The 23,172-nt window shown below is 71.8% G+C and carries 17 protein-coding genes; 4 read left to right on the forward strand and 13 right to left on the reverse strand.

Annotation, left to right across the window (positions count from 1 at the left end; genetic code table 11):
* Nucleotides 1-9: 9 nt before the first annotated feature.
* From BCF44_RS11120 to BCF44_RS11150, 7 genes are all read right to left on the reverse strand, one after another.
* A complete protein-coding gene (locus tag BCF44_RS11120) occupies nucleotides 10-1,455 on the reverse strand; it encodes an FtsW/RodA/SpoVE family cell cycle protein (RefSeq protein ID WP_116174085.1) in 1,446 nt (481 codons plus the stop codon).
* Complete coding sequence (gene murD / locus BCF44_RS11125) at nucleotides 1,452-2,822, reverse strand: UDP-N-acetylmuramoyl-L-alanine--D-glutamate ligase (RefSeq protein WP_116174086.1); 1,371 nt, start codon at nucleotides 2,820-2,822, stop codon at nucleotides 1,452-1,454. The genes BCF44_RS11120 and murD overlap by 4 nt, the downstream gene beginning before the upstream one ends.
* Nucleotides 2,819-3,910, reverse strand: a complete 1,092-nt coding sequence (gene mraY / locus BCF44_RS11130) for a phospho-N-acetylmuramoyl-pentapeptide-transferase (protein WP_116174087.1) — start codon at nucleotides 3,908-3,910, stop codon at nucleotides 2,819-2,821. Before mraY ends, murD begins: the two co-directional genes overlap by 4 nt.
* A complete protein-coding gene (locus tag BCF44_RS11135; protein WP_116174088.1) occupies nucleotides 3,907-5,358 on the reverse strand; it encodes a UDP-N-acetylmuramoyl-tripeptide--D-alanyl-D-alanine ligase in 1,452 nt (483 codons plus the stop codon). Before BCF44_RS11135 ends, mraY begins: the two co-directional genes overlap by 4 nt.
* Nucleotides 5,355-6,977 (reverse strand): UDP-N-acetylmuramoyl-L-alanyl-D-glutamate--2,6-diaminopimelate ligase, encoded by a 1,623-nt coding sequence (locus BCF44_RS11140; protein WP_116174089.1) that lies wholly within the window; start codon nucleotides 6,975-6,977, stop codon nucleotides 5,355-5,357. The genes BCF44_RS11135 and BCF44_RS11140 overlap by 4 nt, the downstream gene beginning before the upstream one ends.
* A 94-nt stretch (nucleotides 6,978-7,071) precedes the next feature.
* Complete coding sequence (locus tag BCF44_RS11145; protein ID WP_116174090.1) at nucleotides 7,072-8,445, reverse strand: FAD-binding oxidoreductase; 1,374 nt, start codon at nucleotides 8,443-8,445, stop codon at nucleotides 7,072-7,074.
* 116 nt (nucleotides 8,446-8,561) lie between these two features.
* On the reverse strand, nucleotides 8,562-9,785 hold the full coding sequence (locus BCF44_RS11150; RefSeq protein WP_116174091.1) for an MFS transporter: 1,224 nt from the start codon (nucleotides 9,783-9,785) through the stop codon (nucleotides 8,562-8,564).
* 120 nt (nucleotides 9,786-9,905) lie between these two features.
* Between BCF44_RS11150 and BCF44_RS11155 the strand changes: the two genes are divergently transcribed.
* Nucleotides 9,906-11,039, forward strand: coding sequence for a Fic family protein (locus BCF44_RS11155; RefSeq protein WP_116174092.1), 1,134 nt, complete (start codon nucleotides 9,906-9,908; stop codon nucleotides 11,037-11,039).
* Here the strand turns inward: BCF44_RS11155 and BCF44_RS11160 are convergent.
* The 6 genes from BCF44_RS11160 to mraZ all read right to left on the reverse strand — a co-directional run bounded on the left by BCF44_RS11160 (nucleotide 11,027) and on the right by mraZ (nucleotide 17,642).
* Nucleotides 11,027-13,048: an ATP-binding protein gene (locus BCF44_RS11160; protein WP_147328460.1), complete on the reverse strand. Its 2,022-nt coding sequence runs from the start codon at nucleotides 13,046-13,048 to the stop codon at nucleotides 11,027-11,029. The genes BCF44_RS11155 and BCF44_RS11160 overlap by 13 nt on opposite strands.
* Nucleotides 13,026-13,418: a hypothetical protein gene (locus BCF44_RS11165; RefSeq protein WP_116174094.1), complete on the reverse strand. Its 393-nt coding sequence runs from the start codon at nucleotides 13,416-13,418 to the stop codon at nucleotides 13,026-13,028. Before BCF44_RS11165 ends, BCF44_RS11160 begins: the two co-directional genes overlap by 23 nt.
* Nucleotides 13,419-13,447: 29 nt before the next feature.
* The gene (locus BCF44_RS11170) at nucleotides 13,448-15,400 is read right to left on the reverse strand and encodes a peptidoglycan D,D-transpeptidase FtsI family protein (RefSeq protein ID WP_116174095.1); all 1,953 of its coding nucleotides are present in this window, start codon (nucleotides 15,398-15,400) and stop codon (nucleotides 13,448-13,450) included.
* Entirely contained in the window at nucleotides 15,401-16,057 is a 657-nt protein-coding gene (ftsL, locus tag BCF44_RS11175) for a cell division protein FtsL (protein ID WP_147328461.1), read from the reverse strand.
* Nucleotides 16,054-17,013, reverse strand: a complete 960-nt coding sequence (gene rsmH / locus BCF44_RS11180) for a 16S rRNA (cytosine(1402)-N(4))-methyltransferase RsmH (protein ID WP_116174311.1) — start codon at nucleotides 17,011-17,013, stop codon at nucleotides 16,054-16,056. The genes ftsL and rsmH overlap by 4 nt, the downstream gene beginning before the upstream one ends.
* A gap of 197 nt (nucleotides 17,014-17,210) precedes the next feature.
* Nucleotides 17,211-17,642: a division/cell wall cluster transcriptional repressor MraZ gene (mraZ, locus tag BCF44_RS11185; protein WP_116174097.1), complete on the reverse strand. Its 432-nt coding sequence runs from the start codon at nucleotides 17,640-17,642 to the stop codon at nucleotides 17,211-17,213.
* A gap of 402 nt (nucleotides 17,643-18,044) precedes the next feature.
* On the opposite strand from mraZ, the gene BCF44_RS11190 reads away from it, so the two are divergent.
* The 3 genes from BCF44_RS11190 to BCF44_RS11200 are packed head-to-tail and all read left to right on the forward strand — an operon-like array spanning nucleotide 18,045 to nucleotide 22,809.
* Nucleotides 18,045-19,112 carry an AAA family ATPase gene (locus BCF44_RS11190; RefSeq protein ID WP_116174098.1) on the forward strand — a complete coding sequence of 356 codons (1,068 nt, stop codon included), beginning with the start codon at nucleotides 18,045-18,047 and terminating at the stop codon, nucleotides 19,110-19,112.
* Entirely contained in the window at nucleotides 19,109-20,383 is a 1,275-nt protein-coding gene (locus tag BCF44_RS11195; protein ID WP_116174099.1) for a DUF58 domain-containing protein, read from the forward strand. Before BCF44_RS11190 ends, BCF44_RS11195 begins: the two co-directional genes overlap by 4 nt.
* Nucleotides 20,384-20,388: 5 nt before the next feature.
* Complete coding sequence (locus BCF44_RS11200) at nucleotides 20,389-22,809, forward strand: transglutaminase TgpA family protein (protein WP_147328462.1); 2,421 nt, start codon at nucleotides 20,389-20,391, stop codon at nucleotides 22,807-22,809.
* The last annotated feature ends 363 nt before the right edge of the window (nucleotides 22,810-23,172 follow it).

Here is a 23,172-nt window from a genome sequence, read left to right on the forward strand (position 1 = left end):
CTGGGGCGGTCAACGCCGTCCTCCTTCTGTCGAACGTCCGTGGCCGGAGCGCCAGGCGCTGCGCCGCCGGTACTCGGTCGGCGGGGCAGAGCGGTGCACCCGTCGCCGCTCCTCGGGTGAGGGCGCGGCGGCCCGGCTGCCACCGGTGCGCGCGGCGCCGCGCGGCGGTGTCGATGGTCGCACCGGTTTGCGCCGGGCCGGCGGCCGGTACGGTTCGGGCGCCGGCAGCCGCAGCAGCCCGCCGACCCGGCCGGGGCCCAGCGAGCGCAGCGCCGCCACCGCGTCCGGCTCGTTGCGAGCGCAGTTGGCGAGTATCCCAAACGCCATCATGGTTACCACGATCGACGTGCCGCCCGCCGAGATGAGCGGCAGTGTGATGCCCGTGACGGGAAGCAACCCGATCACGTAGCCGACGTTGATGGCGGCCTGGCCGACGACCCAGGCCGTGATGGCGGACGCCACCAGCCGGATCCACGGGTCGGTGTTGCGGGCGGCGATCCGCAGGCCGACCACGGCCAGCACGCCGAACAGGATCAGCACCACGGCGCACCCGATGAAGCCGAGCTCTTCGCCGATGAGCGCGAAGATGAAGTCGTTCTGGACGTTGGACAGGTAGTTGAACTTGGCCGCCCCCTGCCCGAGGCCGCGGCCGAACAGGCCGCCGTCGGCCAGCGCGTACAGCGCCTGGAGCGGCTGCTGGCCGGCGCCCTGCGGGTCCGCGCCCGGGTTGAGGAACGTGCTGAGCCGGGTGTTGCGGTAGCCGCTGCCGATGGACACCACGATCACCGCGGCGGCCGCGCTGCCCATCACCACGGCGAACAGCCGCATCGGCGCGCCGACGTACCAGAGCAGCGCCAGCAGCACGATGCCCAGGCTCACGGTGCTGCCCAGGTCCGGCTCCAGCATGATCAGCGCGAACAGCACCAGCGACACCGGCACCATCGGCACCAACAGGTGGCGGTACTGGCCCAGCAGTGCCCGCTTGGTCACGAGCACGTGCGCGCCCCACAGCGCCAGCGCCACCTTGGCCAGCTCGACCGGCTGGAAGGACAGCGAGCCGACCTTGAACCAGGCGTGCTCGCGGCCGTAGGCGCCCGCGCCCAGCGGCGTCAGCACCAGCGCCAGCAGAGCGACGGCGATCAGGATCAGCGTGGGGCTGAACTGGCGCCAGGTGCGCATCGGGATGCGCAGCCCGATGTAGAAGCCGATCAGGCCGAGGCTGTCCAGCAGCACGGGCTTGCCGAAGGTGGACAGGATGGTGCTGTCGGCGTTCTGCACCGCCGACGCGGACAGCACCATGACCAGGCCGATCACCGCGAGCAGGCCGAACAGGGCCAGCAGCAGGTGGAACGAGGCGAGCGGGCGGCCCAGCCAGGCGGTCAGGCCCTGCCGCAGCGCCCCGACTCGGCCGCCCTTCGCGGTGCGGCGGGCGGGGCGCTCGACCGACGTTGTCACGTCGGAAGGCCGAGACGTGTCAGCACCGCCTCGGTGAACGCCCGTCCTCGGTGCCCGTAGTCGGTGAACATGTCCATGGATGCCGCCGCCGGGGCCAACAGCACGACATCACCCGGACGTGCCATTGCGCCGGCCAGGTCAACCGCCCTAGTCATGGCCCCATCGTCTCCCGCGGCCACCTGGTGCACCGGGACATCCGGCGCGTGTCGCGCCAGCGCGGCCGCGATCACGTCGCGGTCCCGCCCGATCAGCACCACGCCCGCCAGCCTCGGCGCGACCTCGGCCACCAGCTCGTCCACGGAGGCGCCCTTCAGCAGGCCGCCGGCGATCCAGACCACCCGATCGTGGGCCCGCATGGACGCCGCAGCAGCGTGCGGGTTGGTCGCCTTGGAGTCGTTCACGTAGCGGACGCCACCCAGCTCGGCGACCACGGCGGCGCGGTGCGCCCCCGGCTGGAAGGCGCGCAGCCCGTCGGCCACGGCCTGCGCCGACACGCCGTACGCGCGGGCCAGCGCAGCCGCCACCAGGGCGTCGGTCAGCCCGGGCGGGCCGCCCGGCGTGACATCGGCGACGTCGACCAGATCTGCGTCACCGAAGGCGCGGTCGACCAGCTTGCCATCGAGCACGCCGAGTTGGTCGGTCAGCGGCTCGTCCAGCGTGACGCCGATCTTCCGCGGCGACGGCGAGTTCACCAGCAGCTTCGCCACGTACGGGTCGTCCACGCCGCCGATGGCCACCGCGCCGGTCAACGCCCGCGCCTTGGCCTGCGCGTACGCCTCCAGCGAGCCGTGCCAGTCGAGGTGGTCCTCGGCGATGTTGAGCAGCGCGCCGGCGGCCGGCCGCACCGACGGCGCCCAGTGCAGCTGGAAGCTGGACAGCTCCACCGCCAGCACCTGATGGCCGGCCTCCAGGGCCTCCAGCACCGGCAGGCCGATGTTGCCGCAGGCGACCGCGTCCAGGCCGGCGGCGTCGAGGATCGACGCCAGCATGCCCACGGTGGTGGTCTTGCCGTTCGTGCCGGTGACGATCAGCCAGGCCGGCGGCTCCGCCATCCGCTGGCACTGCCGCCAGGCCAGCTCCACGTCGCCGATGATCTCCACACCGGCCTCGGCCGCCGCGGCCAGCAGCGGCGAGCTCGGCGGCCAGCCGGGGCTGGTGACGACCAGGTCGGTGCCGGCGGGCAACTCGGTCAGGCCGGTGACCAGCTCGACTCCACCAAAGCCATCGACACCGCCGGCCAGCTTGGCCAGCCGGCTCGCGTCGGCGTCGGTGACCGTGACGGACGCGCCCTCGGCCAGCAGCGCGCGCACCACCGACGGGCCGGTGACACCGGCCCCCGTGACCAGAACCCGCCGTTGCTCGCTCATCCGGTCAGGGTCAGCCAGTCGCTGTAGAACAGGCCGAGGCCGAACATGCAGCAGATGCCGGCGAGCAGCCAGAATCTGATGATCACTGTCGTCTCGGCCCAGCCGGCCAGCTCGAAGTGGTGGTGGAACGGGGCCATTCGGAACAGGCGCCGCCGGGTCGTGCGGAACACCGCGATCTGGCTGCCGACCGAGACCACCTCGACCACGAACAGGCCGCCGATGATGATCATCAGCAGCTCGGTGCGGGTGACCATGGACAGGCCGGCGACCAGGCCGCCCAGCGCCAGCGAGCCGGTGTCGCCCATGAAGATCTTGGCCGGCGCCGCGTTCCACCACAGGAAGCCGATGCAGCCGGCCATCGCCGAGGCCGCCACCAGGCCCACGTCCAGCGGGTCGCGCACGATGTAGCAGCCCAGCGAGGACACCGTCGCGCAGTTCCAGCGGAACTGCCAGAACGAGATGATCACGTACGAGCCGAGCACCATCGCCGAGGAGCCGCCGGCCAGGCCGTCCAGGCCGTCGGTCAGGTTGACCGCGTTGGACCAGGCGCTGACCACGCCGTAGCAGAAGACCACGAACCCGATGGCGCCGAACGAGATCACCGACACGTCGCGCACGAAGGACAGGTTCACCGAGGCCGGCGTGTAGCCGTAGCGGTTGGGGAACTGCACCGCCAGCAGCGCGAACGCGATGGTGGCGATGAACTGGCCGACCAGCTTGGCCGTCTTGTTCAGGCCCAGGTTGCGCTGCTTGCGGATCTTGATGAAGTCGTCCAGGAAGCCGACCAGGCCCAGGGCCGTGGTCAGGAACAGGATGAGCAGGCCGGTGATGCTGATCGGCACGTCGGCCTGGGTGCTGCTGCTCACCATGTAGCTGTACAGGTGGGAGACCAGGTAGCCGGCCCACATCGCGACCAGGATCGCGACGCCGCCCATGGTGGGCGTGCCCCGCTTCTTCTTGTGGCTGTCCGGCCCCTCCTCCCTGATCTCCTGGCCGAAGCCCTGCCGGGAGAACACCCGGATCAGGTACGGCGTGAGCAGGATGGACACGACCAGCGCGACGGCGGCCGCGACCAGGATGTTCTTCATGTGTTGAGCAGCTCCTCGGCGACCCGCCACAGGGCCTCGGACTTGGACGCCTTGACCAGCACGACGTCACCGGCTTGCAACTCGTCTCGCAGCAGGGCCACGGCCGCGTCGACGTCCGGCACCAGCACGGACTCCTCTCCCCACGAGCCTTCCAGATGCGCGCCCTGGTGCATCGGCCGGGCCGCCTCGCCGACCACGACGAGCCGGCTGATGTCCAGCCGCACCGCCAGCCGCCCGATCTCGTCGTGCGCGCTCACGTGGGAGTCGCCGAGCTCGCCCATCATGCCCAGCACCGCCCAGGACCGCCGCGGCTCGCCGCCGGCGCGGGCCATCGCGGCCAGGCTCTTCAGCGCCGCCCGCACCGACTCCGGGTTCGCGTTGTACGAGTCGTTGACGACGGTGACGCCGTCGGCCCGGGTCCGGACGTCCATCCGGCGCTCGGACACCCGCTGGGCGGCGCTCAGCCACTGCGCGACCTGCTCGACCGTCGCGCCCAGCTCCAGGGCGACCGCGACCGCCGACAGCGCGTTGCCGACCTGGTGGGCGCCGTGCACGCCCAGCGTCACGTCGGCCTCGCCCTTGGGCGTGACCAGGTGGAAGCTGGCCCGGGCCTGCTCGTCGAGCACGATGTCGGTGGCCCGGATCTCGGCTTTGTCGTCCTCGCCGACGAGAACCACCCGCGCCTTGGTCCGGTCGGCCATGGCGGCGACCAGCGGATCGTCGGCGTTGAGCACGGCCAGGCCGTGCTCGGGCAGCGCCTCCACGAGCTCGCCCTTGGCCTGGGCGATGCCCTCGCGGGAGCCGAACTCGCCGAGGTGAGCGCTCCCGACGTTGAGCACGACGCCGATCCGGGGCGGGGCGATCTCGCACAGGTGCGCGATGTGGCCGGGGCCGCGGGCGGACAGCTCCAGCACCAGGTGCCGGGTGTCGCGGTCGGCGCGCAGCACCGTCCACGGGTGGCCCAGCTCGTTGTTGAAGGAGCCGGGCGGCGCGACGGTGGCGCCCATCGGAGCCAGCACCTGAGCGATCAGGTCCTTGGTGGAGGTCTTGCCGGACGAGCCCGTGACGCCGACGACCGTCAGGTCCGGCAGGCTGTCCACGAGGTGGCGGGCCAGCCGGGACATGCCGGCGAGCACCGCCGCGCCGGAGCCGTCGGTGTCGCCGCTGAGCACGTACGAGCCGCCGTACGCGGCCGTCGCCGGCGGCACGATCACTGCCGGCGCGTCGACCTCGCGGGCCGCCAGCACCGCGGCAGCGCCCTGCTCGACGGCCTGGGCCGCGAAGTCGTGGCCGTCGACGCGGGCGCCGGGCAGCGCCACGAACAGGCCGCCCGCGGTCACCTTGCGGGTATCGAACTCCACTGTGCCGGTGACTTTCTCGTCCCCGGAAGCGTGATGGACGCGGCCGCCGACGACGTCGGCGATCTCGCGCAGGGTCAGTTCGATCACCGGGCGGCCTCCGCGATGGCGGCGGTCAGCTCGTCCCGATCGGAGAACGGGTGGATCACTCCTGCGACCTCCTGGCCGGTCTCGTGTCCCTTGCCGGCGACGAGGACGACGTCGCCGGGGCGGGCGTGCCCGACGGCGTGCCGGATGGCCTCCCGGCGGTCGGCGATCTCGATCACCGTGTCCCGGCGGCCGGCCGGCACGCCCGCGAGCATCTGCGCCCTGATGTCAGACGCGTTCTCGCTGCGCGGGTTGTCGTCTGTGACGATCGTCAGGTCGGCGCGGACCGCGGCCGCCTCGCCCATCAGCGGGCGCTTGGCCGCGTCCCGGTCGCCGCCGCAGCCCAGCACCACGATGACGCGGCCCTCGGTGCGGGCCCGGACCGCGTCCAGCGCCTGCGCGACCGCCGCCGGCTTGTGCGAGTAGTCCACGACGGCGGTGAAGTCCTGGCCGACGTCGACCCGCTCCATCCGGCCCGGCACCTGCACCTTGGCCAGGCCGGCCACGATCGCCTTGTCGTCCACGCCGACCGCGGACAGCACGGCGATCGCCGTGAGCGCGTTGGCGACGTTGTAGGAGCCGGCCAGCAGGATCTCCACCGGCAGCTTGGTGCCGTGGCCGTGGGCGTAGAAGGTCTGGGAGCCGGTGCGCGACACCACGATGTCGCTGGCCGTCCAGGTCGCGTCGTGCGCGGTGGACACCGTGATGGTCGTCGGCTTCACCAGCCGGTCGCCCCACGGCGTGTCCGTGCACACCACCTCCACGTCGGCGCGGCCGTCGAACAGCTTGGCCTTGGTGCGGAAGTAGTCCTCCATGTCCGGATGGAAGTCCAGGTGGTCCTGCGACAGGTTGGTGAAGGCGCCGGCCGCGTAGTGCGTGCCGGCGACGCGGCCCAGGGCCAGCGCGTGGCTGGAGACCTCCATCGGCACGTGCGTGACGCCCTGCTCCAGCATCACCGCGAACAGCGCCTGGAGGTCCGGGGCCTCCGGCGTCGTCAGCGCGCTCGTGATGCGCTCGCCGGCGATGCGCAGCTCCACGCCGCCGACCAGGCCCGTGGTCAGGCCCGCCGCCGCGAGACCCGCCTCCAGCATGTACGTCGTGGTCGTCTTGCCGGACGTGCCGGTGACGCCCAACACCTTCAGCCGCTGCGACGGGTTCCCGTACACCGTGGACGCCGCCGCGCCGAGGACGGCTCGGGGGTCGTCGTGCACCAGCAGCGGAACGTCCCTCAGGGACTCTCTCGCCGCACCGGCCGGGTCCGTGAGCACCGCGACGGCGCCGGCCTCGACCGCCTCGGCGGCGAAGTCCGCGCCATGGGCCCGCGCGCCCGGCAGCGCCGCGAACAGGTCGCCCGGCCGCACGTGCTGGGCGCGCAGTGTCAGGCCCGTGACGGGCTGAGCGCTCTCGGCGTGGTCCAGCCGCGCGCCGATCTCCGCGGCCAGCCGTGCGGGCACGGTGGGCCGGATCTTGGTCGGGCGGGGCGGGGCTGGCGCGACCTTGCCCGGTAGTGAGTTGGCAGGCACGCGCGGAAGGCTACCGGCGCACCGTGCGCGACCGGCCACACCCCTGTCACCAACGCACAGAGTTGATCTTGTACCGTCCCCGGGAAGTGCGCCGTTCATGCAGGGAAGGACGCCTTACCCTCGTTCAATGCGGGTAAGGCGTCCTTCCCTGCGTTGATGGGGGACTCCCATCGTCAGGGGCAAGAGGGAGTGGTCAGCCGACTGCCGGGCGGATGTTGCCGTTGTGGTGGAACACGTTGTCCGGGTCGTAGGCGGCCTTGATCCGGGCCAGCCGCTCGTACTTCGCCGGCCCATACGTGGCGCGGACGCGATCCTGCTCGTACTCGGCCATGAAGTTCACGTAGCCGCCGGCATTGCTGGCGTACGGCACGAGCTTCTGCCACAGGTCCCGGGTCCAGGCACGTTCGGCCGGCAGCAGCTCGGCGACCGGGCAGAGGGCGGTGATGCCGACCATGTAGCCGGTGCGGCGCGCGCCGCCGAACGCGGTGGCGCCCTCTCCGACGGCGGTGTACGCCCCGCCGAGGTAGGCGATCGGGGTGCCGGTCATCGGGGATGCCTTGCCGGGCAAGGCCGTCACGAGCACGTCGATGAGCTCGTCGGAGAGTTCCTCGGCGTAGACGGACTTCTCGTACGCGTGCACGCCGCGATACCCGTTGCCGTCGAGCATCTTCTGCAACTCGGTGTACGGCAACGGAGTCACCAGTTCGAACAGCGGCGGCAGCGCGCCGCGGACCCGCTGCGCGAGCGCGGCGAACGCCTCGGTGCCGTCGAAGCCGGCCAGTATCAACGTGTAGCCGACCTTGCCTTGGTGCTCGGCCGGCACGAACGGGGCCGGCGGCGCGGTCATGCCGACGGTCATCATGCCGGTGCCGGCGGGCAAGGTCGGTGCGAGATCCCGCACCGTGCGCAGGGCCTCGGCGCCGCGATCGAGCTCCCAGAAGAACATGCCGGCGTCCACCAGCGGGCCGACGAGGTGCAGCCGGTACTCGAATTCCGTGACGACACCGAAGTTCCCGCCGCCACCGCGCACCGCCCAGAACAGGTCCGGGTGCGAGGAGGCGGACGCCCGCACGACCCGTCCGTCGGCGAGAACCACCTCCGCCGACAGCAGGTTGTCCACCGACAGGCCGAACTTCGCCGTCAGCCAACCGAATCCGCCGCCGAGGGTGAGGCCGCCGATGCCGGTGTCGCTGTACGTGCCGGTCGGCACCGCGAGGCCGTGGGCCTGCGTGGCGGCGTCCACATCGGCGTTGGTGGCTCCGCCGCCGACGCGTGCGGTCCGCTGGACGGGATCGACGCGCACGGACCGCAGGCCGCTCAGATCGATCATCACGGCCCCGTCGGCGACGGCGGAGCCGGCGAGGCTGTGGCCGCCGCCGCGCACGGTGACGTCAAGATCGTTTGCCCGCGCGTACGCCAGGCCGGCCGCCACGTCGGCCGGGCCGGTGACCTGCGCGATCAGCGCCGGCTTGCGGTCGATGTCTCCGTTCCAGACGCGGCGGGCCTCGTCGTAGCCCGGGTCGCCGGGAACCAGCTGCGGGCACGGTGTGTCGGTGATGGGCGGCATCGGCCCAGAATGACGCTGAACCGTCACCGCCGCGTCACGCGTAGCAACAGCCGACGCTTTTCCTGACGGCAGAAGGGAATTCCATCGTGTTCGACGATGCGAACAACTGGTGACGGCTATCTGACGGGGCGGCGGCGAGCCTGGTACCAGGTCAGGCTCGCCGCCGCCGCGACCAGTGTGCCGGTGATGCCGGCACCGGACAACACGTTCGGCGCGCCGAACGTCTCCGCGCAGACCCCGGCGAGCAGCAGACCCGTGCCCTGGGCGGTCCGCAGCGCCGTCACCGCCAGGCCGAAGGCCTGGCCACGGCCGTGATCCGGCACCGACTGCACGAACGCGGAGCGGGCGACCATGTGATAGGCCGACCCGATTCCGGACACGACCAGAAGGGCAACCATCACCGGTATGGAAGGGCGCAGGGCGCTCAGCACCAGCGGCACGCAGGCCATCACGGCGAGCGGTCCGAGCAGGGTGAGGCGACGGCCCGGCAGCAGCCGGCTGATCGCCCACATGCCGACGATCGTGCCGGCCGGGCCAGCGGCCAGCAGCAGGCCCACGCCGCCTTCGCCGCCGGTGACGTCCACGGCGTACGGCACCGCCAGCGCCTCGATCGTCACGTAGAAACCGGCGACGCAGGCCAGCAGCACCAGCGCCCGCAGCTTCGGCGTCGTCCACACCGTGATCGCGCCCGTCACCAGCGAGGGCCACCACGGCTGCACCGGGTCGCGGACCGTCGGGAACGCCGGCACCGGGCGGTCGTGCACGCCGAGGCGGACGATCACCGCCGACACCAGGAACGTCGCCGCGTCCACCTGGAGGCCGCGGCCCGCGCCCATGCCGACGATCACCAGGCCGCCGACCGCGAAGCCCAGCACCTGGGCGAGCTGGTCCACCATGTCCGCCGCGCCCGTGCCCAGCACGTAGCGGTCGCCACGCAGGATCGACGCCAGCGTCGCCGCCCGCGCCGCGCTGAACGGCGCGCCGAGCGCGTGCACGCCCACCAGCAGGATGCACACCACCGACAGCGGCATCCCCGGCAACGCCATGAGCGCCACCAGGATCGCCCGGGCCAGGTCCGTCGCCACCATCACCGTTCGACGCGGGTAGCGGTCCGCGATGCCCGCCAGCAGCGGCCCCGCGAACAGGTCCGGCAGGTACGTCAGCGCGTACGCCAGGGCGGTCAGACCCGGCGACTGCGTGCGGTCGAACACCAGCACCGACAGCGCGACCCGGGCGAACTGGTCGCCGATCACCGACAGCAGCTGGGCCGCGAACACGGCACGGAACTCGCGGAGCGCGAAGACGTCCGAATACCGCGCCGCTTGCTGCTCGCAGACCATCCGCACCTCCCCGAGTCCGGCATTCCCTTCTACCTGACGGCACGTCAACAAACCGACGCCTGTCACCCGATGAGCGCAGCCCCGAAGCCTGCGATGCTACGACACTGGTAGCATTTGTGGATGCTCATCGCGACGCCCGAACTCGACGCGGACGATCTCCGTGTGCTCGCCGAGATCGAGGAGTACCGCGACAAGCTGCGGTTTCAGGTCCGCGACCACCCGAAGTGGGAGGGGCAGCTGCGTCGGAGCCTGGTCGCCAACGCCATCCAGGGCTCCAACTCCATCGAGAACATCCACGTCAGCTCGGCCGACGCCGCCGCGCTGGTCGAGGGCCAGGACATGTCCGCCGGCCTCGACGATCACACCCGGCGCGCGGTCGAGGGCTACTGCGACGCCCTCACGTGGGTGCAGCAGTCGGCCGCCATGGCGAACTTCGGCTACCACGAGATGCTGCTCAGCACCCTGCACTTCATGATCCAGAGTTACGACCTCGGCAAGTGGCCGGGCCGCTACCGCACGGGCGGGATCTTCGTCACCGGCCGGGACCCGCTCACCCCCGCGTACACCGGTCCCTCGCCGGATGTGGTGCCTCGGTTGATGGTCGAACTGGTCGACTGGCTGAACACCGGCGACCTCGACGCGCCGGCGCTGGTGCGGGCGTCGATGGCCCACCTGAATCTCGTCAGCATCCACCCATGGCGGGACGGCAACGGCCGGATGTCGCGCTGCCTGCACACGCTCGTGCTGGCCCAGGACAAGGTGCTGGCACCGGAGTTCTCCTCGATCGAGGAGTGGCTCGGCGACGGCACCAACACACTGGAGTACTACGCCGCGCTGCGCACCACCCGTCCGACCTGGGAGCCCGAAGCGGCCGACGCCCACCAGTGGATGCGGTTCTGTCTGCGGGCCCACCACCTCCAGGCGCAGACCGTGCAACGGCGGGTGGACCGGGCCCGGATGCTGTGGGGCGCCTTGGAAGCCGTCGCCATCGAGCACGAGCTCGACGAGCGGGTGGTCTCCGCCCTCTACGCCGCCGCCGTCGGCGAGCTCCGTCGGGCCACGTATGCCAAGGACGAGAACCTCACCCGCGACCAGTCCGTACGCGATCTCCAGCTACTACGGCAGCGTGCGCTGATCCGGTCCGTCGGCCACGCCCGGACTCAGCGCTGGGTCGCCGACGGCGAGATCGCCGAGGTCAACGAGGCGATCATCGCCCAGCTCCGCGGCCCGCTGGACGAGCCCTATCCCTCCTGATCGGGCGAGGCCGCCCGTAGTTCCGCCAGGCCTTGCCGCGTGCGGTCGGCCAGGTCCCGCCACGCGCGGGCGATCTGCCGGAATTCGTCGCGGCGTCGGGGATCCCGCTTCTCCTCCCACCTCGCCGCGAACCTTGTCGAGGTGTCGATCCATCTCTCGTCGATGGCCAGGGACTCGCCCATGAGTCGCATCGAGTCCGCCACCGTACGTGTCATTCTGTCGAGCTGCTGACCCCAACCACGGCACTGGGCGGCGTCGGACGAGCAGGTCTGCGCCAACTTGTCGAAGGCCTCCGCGAACGGATCCCGGGCTCCGCGGCAGTGCTCCGCGAGCCGCCGGCAGTCATCGGCGAGCCGCGTGAACTCGTCGGCGGCGCGGGTGAGGGCAGCAAGGCGTGGCTCGGCCACGAGCCTCTTCGCCATATCCTCCATATCCACCGCTATTCGCTGCGTGTCGGCGGCGGCTCCGGCGGCCATGTCGGCGAAGGCCCACGGCTGCCGCTTGTAGATCCGACGGACTCGGGAAAGGAATCGGGCCACCGCCGCCGCCCGGCGCATGACCACGGCGAGTTCGTGGACACGAACCGCGCTGTGCAGTGCGAGTTCGGCCGCGTCACCGCACAGTCGGCGGGCCCACGACTCCAGCGTCGCCCGCCCCTCCCACCGCTCCCTCAACAGGCGGTGATTCCGGCCCGTCGCCAGCGCTAGGTCGAGCCACGCCGACCGTTCGTCCGGCACCCCGTCGGTCACGTGATCGACGGCGTCTCGGAGGACCTCCAGCACCTCGCGCTCGACTTCGAGCCAGTCCATCGCTTCGTCATCGATCGCCTGGCGGGCCGCTGCCACGTAGCTGGACACCAGTCGTTCGAAAGCGTGGTCACGCTCGTCGGGATCGAAGTCTTGTTCGGCGCAGTCGGCGGCGAACAGGCGGATCAGGTCGTGTGTGCGGTACCGACCCGCGCCGGCGAGCTCCAGGAGGTGCGCGTGGCGGAGGTCGCGGAGCAGGCGGCCGGCCTGTTGGGACGTCAGGTCGCCGCACAGAGCGGCGGCGGCATCGGCGCTGATCTCCTGGCACGGATGGAGGCCGATCAGGGAGAACATGCGGCTGAGGTCGCCCGACAGCGCACGGTGGGACAGCTCGAAGGCGCTGCGTACGGCCAGGTCGCCGACGGCGAGTTCGGCAAGGCGCTCGCGTTCGTCGCCCAAGGCCTGGGCCAGGTCGGCGACGGTCAGGTCCGGGTCGGTCTCCAGCAGCCGCCCGGCGATCCGAACGGCGAGCGGCAGCCGCCCGCACGAGGCGACGACCTCGCGGGCAGCTGCGGGCTCCGAAGCGACCCGCTCCCCACCCACCGTGGTGGCAAGCAACGCAAGCGCCTCGTCCTCGGTCAGGACGTCCAGCGGCAGCCGCAAAACGCCGTCGAGCCCGGCCAGGACGGTGCGGCTGGTGACGATCACCAGCGAACTGCCGGACGCCGGCAGCAGCGGGCGGATCTGGCCCTCGTGACGGGCGTTGTCGAGCACGACGAGCAAGCGCCGGCGGCTGACGACGTCCCGGAACGCGGCGGCGCGGGCGTCGGTGTGGGCGGGGATGTCCTCGGCGGGAACCCCGAGGCTGCGCAGGAAACCCTCGACGACCTCGCCGGGCGGCGTCGGCGTCCGGCCGACGGTGTAGCCCAGGAGATCCGCGTACAGCTGCCCGTCGGGAAACCGGTCCTTGACCTGGTGCGCGGCGTGCACGGCCAGCGCGGTCTTGCCTACGCCGGCAGTGCCCTCGATGGCGGTGACGACCACCGCCGCGCCCGCGTCGGCCAGCCCGACCAGCCGCTCGACCTCGGCGTCCCGGCCGGTGAAGTCGTCGACGGGACGCGGCAGCTGGCGCGGGAACGTGCTCGGGTCGCGCAGCGCCATGGTGACGCTGCTGTTGACGATGGTGCTGTTCTGGATGTTGTGCCCGCCGACCGTGGCATGGTCGCCGACCGAAGCGTGGTCACCGGTCGTGCCCACTGCCACCGCCGGAGATGGTGCCGCTGACGGTGCTGTTCTGGATGTTGTGGCCCTGCACGGTGGCGTTGTCGCCGACGATGGCGGTCGCGCCGCCGGAGACCTGTTCGACCCACGGCTTGAGCGCCGTCGCGAAGCCGGGATCGGCGGCGTGCTGGTGGAGGTGCTCGGCGAGCGCCTGGACCGCCGCCTCGCTGGTCGGCGACGCCTCGACGGCGTCCAGCGCCCTGGTCGCCTCCTTGTCGCTGGAGAACCGGCCGCGCACCAGACCGGACAGCCCCGCCCACGCCTTCTTGCCGGCCTCGCTCGCCGCGCCCTCCGCGATCTTGCGGGCCAACAGCAGCGCCACCGCCACGCTGATCGTCACCGGATCGACCATCGCCGCCCTCCCTGGGTCAGCCGACCACGTTACGGGAGCTGGAGTTGCTGGAACGGCGCTTCGCCAGGAGACATCGGGATCTGGAAGTGCTGCACGAGGTACGAGCCGATGTCGTGGAACAGCGGCGCCGCCGACGAGCCGATCTTGGGGATGCTGTAGTTCGGCTTGTCCATCATGATCCCGACGACCAGCCGCGGGTTGTCGGCGGGCAGGATGCCGGCGAAGGTGATCCAGTACTTGCTGCTGCTGTACCGCCCGCCCAGCGCGGGGTCGGGCTGCTGCGCGGTGCCGGTCTTGCCGGACAGCTGGTAGCCGGGCAGATCGGCGGGGTAGCCGGTGCCGTTCTGGTTGGTGTCCTTGGGATCGTGCTGCATGACGGCGCGCATCATGTCCCGCACGGTCTTCGCCGTCTGCGGGCTGACCACCCGCACCGGCTCTGGCTTGGCCTGCGGCACCACGGTGCCATCGGCCTTGGTGACGGACTTGATGATCCGCGGCGGCACGCGCAGCCCGTCGTTGGCGATGGCCTGGTACATGCCGGTCATCTGCAACAGGGTCATGGACAGGCCCTGGCCGATGGGCAGGTTGGCGAACGTGGAGCCGGACCAGGTGCTGCGCGGCGGCACCATGCCGGGGCTCTCGCCGGGCAGCCCGATGCCGGTCTTCTGCCCGAGCCCGAACTTGGTGAGCAGGTCGACGAACCGGTCCGGCCCGATCTTCTGGGCCACCTCGAGGGTGCCGATGTTGGACGACTTGCCGATCACGCCGGCCAGCGTCATCTGCACGTCGCCGTGGCCCCACGCGTCGGTCACGGTGCGGTCGGCCATCTTGAACGACGGCTGCACGTCGACGACGGTGTCCGGCTGCGCGACCCCGTACTCGATGGCGCCCGCCGCGGTGACGACCTTGTTCACCGATCCCGGCTCGTACGGCGTGGTGACGGCGGAGTCGCCGAGCTGCTCCAGCTTGTAGTCGCCGTAGTGGTTGGGGTCGAAGCCGTCGGTGACGGCCAGCGCGTACACCTCGCCGGTCTTCGCGTCCATCACGACCATGCTGCCGTCGGCGGCCCCGGTGGCGACCTTGTACGCGTTCAGCATCTTCTGCGCCTGGTACTGCACGTCGGCGTCGATCGTCAGCTGCACGTTGGAGCCGGGCACCGCGGGCTGGTCCTCCCGGATCGACCCGGGCAGCTGGAGGTCGTCGTTGCCGTTGGCGCTGTCGAACAGGGTGGAGCCGTTGGTGCCCTTGAGGGTGTCGTCGAGCGAGTTCTCCAGCCCGATCAGGCCCTGCGGGGTCTTGGCGTCCTCGCGCCAGTTGGCGTAGCCGACGACGTTGGAGGCGACCGAACCGTCCGGGTACACCCGCTGCTGCCGCTGGGCGGGCGCGATCGAGGTGTACAGCTTGGTGATGGTGCCGGCCTTCACCGGGTCGGCGTCGCGCACCAGCAGCGCGTACGTGGTGCCGGTGTCGCGGATCTTGGCCAGCATGTCGGCCGCCTTGGCCTGGTCGCCGAGCTGCTGGTGGATGAAGTCGGCCATGCCCTGCGTGTACTGCTCGTAGGTGTCGCCGAGCTTGAACGTCTTGAATACTGCGGTCTGCGAATCCCAGTCCGCCTTGAGCTGCTTGGGATTGATCGACAGCGACACCGTCTGCACGGAGAACGCCAGCTGGGTGCCGTTGCGGTCCAGGATCTGGCCGCGCAGCGCCTGCTGGGTGGTCTCGGTGAGCCGCTGCCGCTCGGCCGCCGCGGACAGCTCGTCGGCCTGGAAGCCCTGCACCTGCACCAGCCGCACGCCGGCGATCACCAGCACGGCCACCATCAGCACCCGGCTCAGCACGATCCGGGTCGGGTGGTTGCCGACGCCGGCGGGCGCGCCGCGGCGCGGCTTGCGTCCGGACGCCGGGCGCGGCGCGGGCCCGCCACGGGCGACGGGACGGGGCCGGGTGGCCGGACGTCCGCCGGCGGTGCGGTTGGCGGGCATCTAGTGGCCTCCCCCTGAGGCTGGCGGCTGTCCGGTGGTCGACGTGGTGGCGGAGTTGGCCGGCTGGCCCCCAGACTGCTGTCCGGAGGACGGCGGCGGCGCGCTGGTGCTGGACGAGGGCGGCGGGGTGGTGGTCGTGGTGGCGGGCACGGGGCTGCCGGTGACGCTGACCGTGCCGTCCGGGTTGACCTTGATCCGGGCCGGGTCCGGCGCCGGCACCATGCCGAGCTTGCGGGCCTCGTCGTAGAGCACGTCCGGCGACTCGCCCTTGGCCACGTCGGCCTTGAGCTGCTCGACCCGGCTGGTGAGGTCGGTGGTCTTCTTCTTGGCGTCCTCGAGCCGGTACGAGTCGGAGACCGCGGAGATGGACAGGAACAGCGTCGCCAGCACGCCGGCCGCGAGCAGCCCCATCACCAGCAGCACGAACGGCGTGCGCGAGGCCGACTTCAGCCCGGACGACATCCGCTGCGGCCACCGCTGCTTGCGGTTGGCCTTGCGGGCGTAGGCCTTCTGCGCGGCGGTGGTGCGGCCGCGGGTGGCCCGCGAGCCGGGCTCGGCCGGCTCCCGCTCGATCTTGCGCTCGCTGCTGCGCCCGCTGTCCTTTCGGTTGGCGCGGGTGCGGGGCGACGGCGCGCCCACCGGTGCGGGTGCGCTCATGACGCCCTCCGGATCCGTTCCGCGGCACGCAGCCGCACGGACGCCGACCGTGGGTTGTCGGCGATCTCCTGCTCCCCCGCCTGCTCCGCGCCGCGGGTGACCAGCTTCAGCTCCGGGCCGTGCCCGGGCAGCTCCACCGGCAGGTCGAGCGGGCTGGTCGAGACGGACAGCTCCGTCAGCGCCCGCTTGACCATCCGGTCCTCCAGCGAGTGGTACGACTCGACGACGATGCGGCCGCCGACCGCGAGCGCGGACAGCGCCGCCGGCAGCGCCCGCCGCAGCACCTCCAGCTCGCCGTTGACCTCGATGCGCAGCGCCTGGAAGGTGCGCTTGGCCGGGTGCCCGCCGGTGCGCTTGCTGGCCGCCGGGATGACGTCGTGCAGCAGCTGCACCAGCCGCGGGCTGGTGGTGAACGGCTCCTTGGCCCGCTCGGCCACGATCGCCTTGGCGATCTTGCCGGCGAACCGCTCCTCGCCGTACTCGCGCAGGATCCGCGCCAGGTCGGCGAACGGGTAGCTGTTGAGCACGTCGGCGGCGGTCTGCCCGGTGGTCGGGTCCATCCGCATGTCCAGCGGGGCGTCCTGGGAGTAGGCGAAGCCCCGCTCGGCCACGTCCAGTTGGAGCGAGGAGACGCCGAGATCGAACAGCACGCCGTCGACCTCGGGGATGCCCTGCTGAACCAACACCGTCGGCAACTCGTCGTACACGGCATGGACGTAACGGACCCGGTCGCCGAACTCGGCCAGGCGCCGCCCGGCCAGGGAGAGCGCCTCCGGATCGCGGTCCAGCCCGATCACGGTGAGTTCCGGGTAGGCGGACAGCAGCGCGTGCGAGTGGCCGCCCAGGCCCAGCGTGCAGTCCACCAGGACGGACGGCGTGGACAACGCGGGCGCGAACAGCTCCACGATGCGGTCGAGCAGGACGGGCACGTGCTTCGCCCTCGGCTGGTCGGACATGTCGGTCACGGCCAACCCCCTTCCACACGCGGTTGCCGCTCACTCCCCTCTCGTCGGTTGGAAACCGAGCCTTGCCGGCTTCGGATGCAGTCAGGTCCCCGCCCGCCCGTCGAACCTGGCGCCGGGGAAGGTGCGCCAGGGCCGATAGCCGAGCGGACCGAGGCCAAACGGCACCCGGGTCGGTCATGACCCCTGTCTCAGAACAGTCCGGGCAGCACCTCCTCCCGGGCCTGCGCGTAGTCGTCCTCGTGTTCGTCCAGGTAGCGCTGCCAGGCCTGCGCGTCCCAGATCTCCAGGCGGGTGATCGCGCCGATCACCACGCAGTCCTTGGCCAGCCCGGCATAGCGGCGCAGCTCGGGGGCGATGCTGACGCGCCCCTGGCCGTCCGGCCGCTGCTCGTCGGTGCCCGCGAACAGGTAGCGCTGGTACGCCCGGACCGCCTCGTTGGTCAGGGGTGCCTCCGCGACCTTGCGAGCCATCTGCTCGAACTCCGCGCGTGGGAACACGTAGAGGCAGTGGTCCTGGCCCTTGGTGACCATGAGACCCCCTGCGAGCGCGTCCCGAAACTTCGCCGGCAGCGTCAGCCGGCCCTTGTCGTCCAGCTTGGGGGTGTGCGTGCCGAGGAACACCGCGCGCCCACCTCCAACCCGAACCAAGTCCCCGGGCAGGGACCGGACCGGCGATGGGGCCCCCGTTCGCCCCACCGGCCGCCACACTACCCCACTTTCCGCCACAGTCAACGGCGACAGGCCCGGCCGAAATCGAAATTCTCGACGGTTTCCGCAGGTAGACGCGGTGGGGGCGGGGGTGGGGCGGGATCGGCCTCACTCCACCCGGCGACACCCCGGGTGATCGTCTCGGACCCCCTCCGGCACCCCTTCGGGCGGCCGGGTGGGGCATCGTGGGGGACGGGGTGGGGCACCGTGGCGGAGGATTGACCGGAATCCTTGGGGCGCTTCGCTCCGATTTGACACACTGCTGGGAACGCTGATGCCACGCGAGGACCTCGCGGTGGCTTTTGGAGGGCGAAGTTGACGTCGAGTACCCCGCCTACCACTCAGGCCCCCGGCCCGGCCGGCCTGCCCGAGCCGCCGTCGACGCTCGGGCGGCTGCACGACATCGCGCAGCGGATCGCGGCCAATGTCGAGCACGTGCTGGTCGGCAAGCCCGAAGTGGTGCGCGTAGCGCTGGTCACCCTGCTGGCCGAGGGCCACCTGCTGGTCGAGGACGTGCCGGGCGTCGGCAAGACCTCGCTGGCCAAGGCGCTGGCGCGGTCCATCGACTGCACGGTCAGCCGGGTGCAGTTCACCCCCGACCTGCTGCCCAGCGACATCACCGGCGTCTCGATCTTCAACCGCAACAGCAGCGACTTCGAGTTCCGGCCCGGGCCGGTGTTCGCCAACATCGTGGTCGGCGACGAGATCAACCGCGCCTCCCCCAAGACGCAGTCGGCGCTGCTGGAGTGCATGGAGGAGCACCAGGTCACCATCGACGGGCAGACCTACGCGCTGGACTCGCCGTTCATGGTGATCGCCACCCAGAACCCGATCGAGATGGAGGGCACGTACGCGCTGCCCGAGGCGCAGCGCGACCGCTTCACGTGCCGCGTCTCCATCGGCTACCCCGACCCGCAGGCCGAGTTGGCCATGGTCGACGAGCACGCCGGCCGCGACCCGCTCACCGACCTCCGTCCGGTCTCGGACGCCGCCCAGATCAAGGAATTGGTGGCCGCGGTCCGCAGCGTGCACCTGTCGCCGGAGATCAAGCGGTACGCGGTCGAGCTGGTCTCCGCCACGCGCCGGCTGCCCGAGCTGCGGCTGGGCGCCTCGCCGCGGTCCACGCTGCACCTCGTGCGCGCCGCGCGGGCGCAGGCGGCGCTGGCCGGCCGCGAGTTCGTGGTGCCGGACGACGTGCACGCGGTCGCGGTGCCGGTGCTGGCGCACCGCCTGGTGCTGACGGCAGAGGCGCTGGCGGCGCGGCGGTCCCCCGCCGACCTGGTCCGGGGTGTGTTGCAGCGCGTGGTCATCCCGCACGGCAACGGCCAGGTGTCCCAACCCGTGACAGGTCCCAACGGCCGCTGGCTGCGACAAGGGCGTTGATGAAGGTGCTCGCCGGACTGACGACCCGCGGACGCTGCCTGATGGCGGCGGGACTGGCGGCGGGCGTCTGCTCCTTGGTGCTCAACGAACGTGACCTGCTGCGCATCGCGGTGTTCGTGGTGGCGCTGCCCGTGCTGGCCGCGGTGCTGACGTCCCGCTCCCGCGTGGGCCTGTCCGCCGTGCGGCACGTGCTGCCCGACCGGGTGCCGGTCGGCGGCACCGCCGAGGTGCGCATCGACATCCGCAGCGACGGCCGGCTGCCCACGGGCGGCCTGCTGCTGGAGGACGGCGTGCCGTACGCGCTGGGCAGCCGCCCGCGCTTCGTGCTGGAGCGCCTGCCGCGACACCACCAGATCCCGCTGCGCTACCAGCTGCGGCCGGTGCTGCGCGGCGTGCAGCACGTGGGACCGCTGCTCGGCCGCATCACCGACCCGTTCGGCATGGCGGAGTTCGACCGCGAACTCGCCGGCAGCACGCGGCTGGTGGTCGTGCCCCGCGTGCACGGTCTGACCGGGCTGCCCAGCGGCGCCGGCATGGGCGCGGGCGAGGAGGGCGCGGTCCGGCTGCGCTCGGGGCAGGGCGAGGACGACGCCGTGGTGCGGCAGTACCGCCACGGCGACGACCTGCGCAAGGTGCACTGGCGGTCGTCGGCGCGCCGCGACGAGCTGATGGTGCGCCTGGAGGAGAAGCCGTGGCGCGGCGGCACGACCGTGCTGCTGGACCACCGCTCGGCGGCGCACCGTGGCACCGGCCCGACCAGCAGCCTGGAGTGGGCCATCTCGATGACCGCCAGCGTCTGCCTGCACCTGCACCGCCACGGCCACCAGGTGCGGCTCGTCATGGAGGACGGCAAGGTGCTCGCGGGCGGCGTCAACGACGTCGGCCACAGCGACGTGCTGGTGCTGGACCCGCTCGCCGCGTTGCACCCGTCGCACCAGCGCGACCTGGTGTGCGGCGGCGACCCCGGCAACGGGCAGGAGCTCATTGCCATCCTCGGCGCCACCAACCCGGTGGCCGCCACCGAGCTCATGCGGCACCGGCCGCGCGTCACCCGCAGCCTCGCCGTGCTGCTGGACGTGTCGGCGTGGGCGCCCGGACAGGACGGCGCCGCCGCCACCGAGCTTGAGGACGCGGCGCGACTGCTGCGCGGCTCCGGCTGGGGCGTGGTGATCGCGCGTCCGGAGATGGCGATGGGCGTGGTGTGGTCGGAGCTGTGCCAGGCGGGGACTCGCGGCGGCGCGATCACCGTCACCGAAGGGGGAATCGCCTGATGGCCATGACGGACGTGCAGCCGCCGCGGCACCGGACCCGCCCGCAGCCGCCGCCCCCGGCCGATCCGGCGTGGACGCTGCCGACCACTCCGATCGCCGCCGGCTTCGCCGTGCTGTGCGCGGCGACGGCGCTGTCCGGCATCGTGCAGGGCACGCTGTGGCTGTTCTACCTGGTGATCGCCATCGGCCTGGTGGTCGGCACCGGCATGTTGCTGCGCTCGATGCGCACGCCGCCGCCCCTGGTGGCGCTGGGCGAGCTGTTCGCGCTGCTGTGCCTGCTGACGATGTCCTTCAGCACCAACGGGATCCTGCTCGTGCTGCCCGGCCCGGCCGCGCTGGGCGACCTGCTCGACGTGCTCGGCCGGTCCTTCGGCGCGGTGCAGACCGAGGTGCCGCCGGTGCCGGCCGACCAGCCGATCCTGTGCCTGATCGTGGTGGCCATCGGCATGGTCGCCGTCGTCGTGGACCTGCTCGCGGTCGAGGCGGAGGCGCCCGCCGCGTCCGGTCTGGTGCTGCTGTGCGTGTACGCGGTGCCGGCGTCGCTGGCCGACGAGATGCTGCCGTGGTGGAGCTTCGTGCTGGGCGCGTCCGCGTTCGCCGTGCTGCTCACCGTGGACGGCCGGGCCAAGCACAAGGCGTGGCGCGGCCGGCGGACCGGGCTGCCCGGCTACAGCCAGGGCGCCCCCAGCCACGAGGCCAGCGCCGTGGTGCTGGTGTCGCTCGTGCTGGCGCTGTTCGTCGGGGCCACCTTCACCGTCATCGGCACCGTCGGCCGGCTGCCCGGCGGCGGGGACAGCGGCACGGGCGGCGGCCCGTTCGGGCTCAAGCCGTACACCAAGCTCCAGGGGTTGCTCACCGGCCAGGTCAACGTGGAGTTCTTCCGCGTCACCGGGCTCAAGTCCGAGCAGTACCTGCGGCTGGTCACGCTGGACAAGTTCGTGGAGAACGACGGCTGGCAGGTCGGCGCCCCGATCATCGGCGGCGACCAGCTCGGCGCGCACGAGCTGGTGCAGGGCTCCGGGCCGGTCACGTCGGTGTCCATCCAGCCCAACCAGTTCGACGACCAGTGGGCGCCGGTCTACGGCGAGCCGTCGGCGATCAACGGGCTGGGCTCGGAGTGGCGCTGGGACCCGACCGCGCAGACCGTCTGGGCGCCCGGGGCGCAGCAGTTCGGCAGCTACGTCGAGCAGGCCCGGCTGTCCGTGCCGACCGCCGACCAGCTGCGGGCCGAGGGCATCGTCGACGAGTCCCATGTGGACCAGCGGTACCGGCAGCAGATCGTGGTGAGCCCGCGGGTCAAGAACCTGATCAATCAGCTGACCGGCGGCATGGAGTCGACCTTCGACAAGGTGCGGGCGCTGACCACGTACCTGAACAGCGGGGCCAACGGCTTCAAGTACAGCCTGGACGCGCCGGTGCAGGACGACAAGGCGCCACGGCTGGACGACTTCCTGTTCAACACCAAGACCGGGTTCTGCGAGCAGTACGCGTCCGCGCTGGCCGCGATGACCCGGTCGATGGGCATCCCGACCCGGGTGGCGATCGGCTTCACGCCGGGCGTGCCGTACAACGGCGACCCCAACGTCAAGACCATCACCGGCGGGGACGCGCACGCCTGGGTGGAGATCGACTTCCCGGACTACGGCTGGATGACCTTCGACCCGACGCCGGCCGGCACCCGGGTCGTGCCGCCGCCGTACATGTCCGACACCAGCACGTCCGGCGACCCCAACTCGCTGCCCAGCGCCAAGAACTCGACCGGGCCGACCAGCACCGTCAAGCCGGAGTCGACCGCGCCGTCCGTGGCGGCCCCGGTGAACGCGCAGTCGGGTGGGGACGGGTCGATCTTGAATCCGACGGCGCCGCCCATCTGGGTGACCGCGCTGGTGCTGCTGATCGCGCTGGCTCTGACGGTGCTGGTGCGTCTCCGGCAGTTGCCGGTTCGGTTGGCGCCGGTGGCGGTGGTCGGGTGGGGCGTGGTGGCGGTGCTGCTGGCGTCGTACCTGTCGTGGTGGCTGAGCGGGTTCCTGATAGTGGTGGCGGTGTGTGCCGCGCCGGCGGGGATACGGGCCTGGCGGCGGCGGACTCGGTTGCACGAGATCGCGCTGCTGGGGGCGTCGGCGGCGAGTGCGGCGTGGGAAGAGGTGCTGGCGGAGTCCATGGACCGGGGGTCGGCGGTGTCGCCCACGGAGACCATCCGGGCGGCGGGACGGCGGCTGGCTCGGGACCATGAGCTGGACGAGGCCGGGCGGGAGGCCCTGCGGCAGGTGATCACCGCTGTGGAGGGGGCCTGGTACGGCGGGCGGGAGACGCCGGATCCCAAGCTGGTGGCGGCGGTGGAGGAGCTGCGGGCCAGCCTGCACCGGACGGCGCCGTTGGCGTTCGGGGCGAAGGTGCTGCCTCGGTCGGTGGTTCCACGGCGGTGAGCTGACCCCGGCGAGTCGCGCTCTCAGGCAGGGCGAATGTTGGTTTGGGGTAGGTGCGGGTGCGGGTGGGTGGGGCCGGGGCTTTTCGGATGTGGTGGTTGCCGACGCGCGAGTCGCGTTCTCGTGACGCAAGCGAGTCCCGCCCTCGGGCCATTTCCGGCGTGGTGCGTTTCGCTGTTGGCCCGAGGACGGGACTCGCTGGCACGAGAACGCGACTCGCGGGAAGGGTGGTCACCATGTTGGTACACCACTCACCGGGGCTTTAGACGGGTCGCCGGTGGGGCGCGGTCGGTAGGGCACTCACCGGTGGCTTCAGGCAACCCGCACCCTGCGCCCCAGAACGCGCTAAGGGCTCCCTCGGGG

The sequence above is a fragment of the Kutzneria buriramensis genome (genome assembly GCF_003387475.1).
Classification (GTDB): domain Bacteria; phylum Actinomycetota; class Actinomycetes; order Mycobacteriales; family Pseudonocardiaceae; genus Kutzneria; species Kutzneria buriramensis.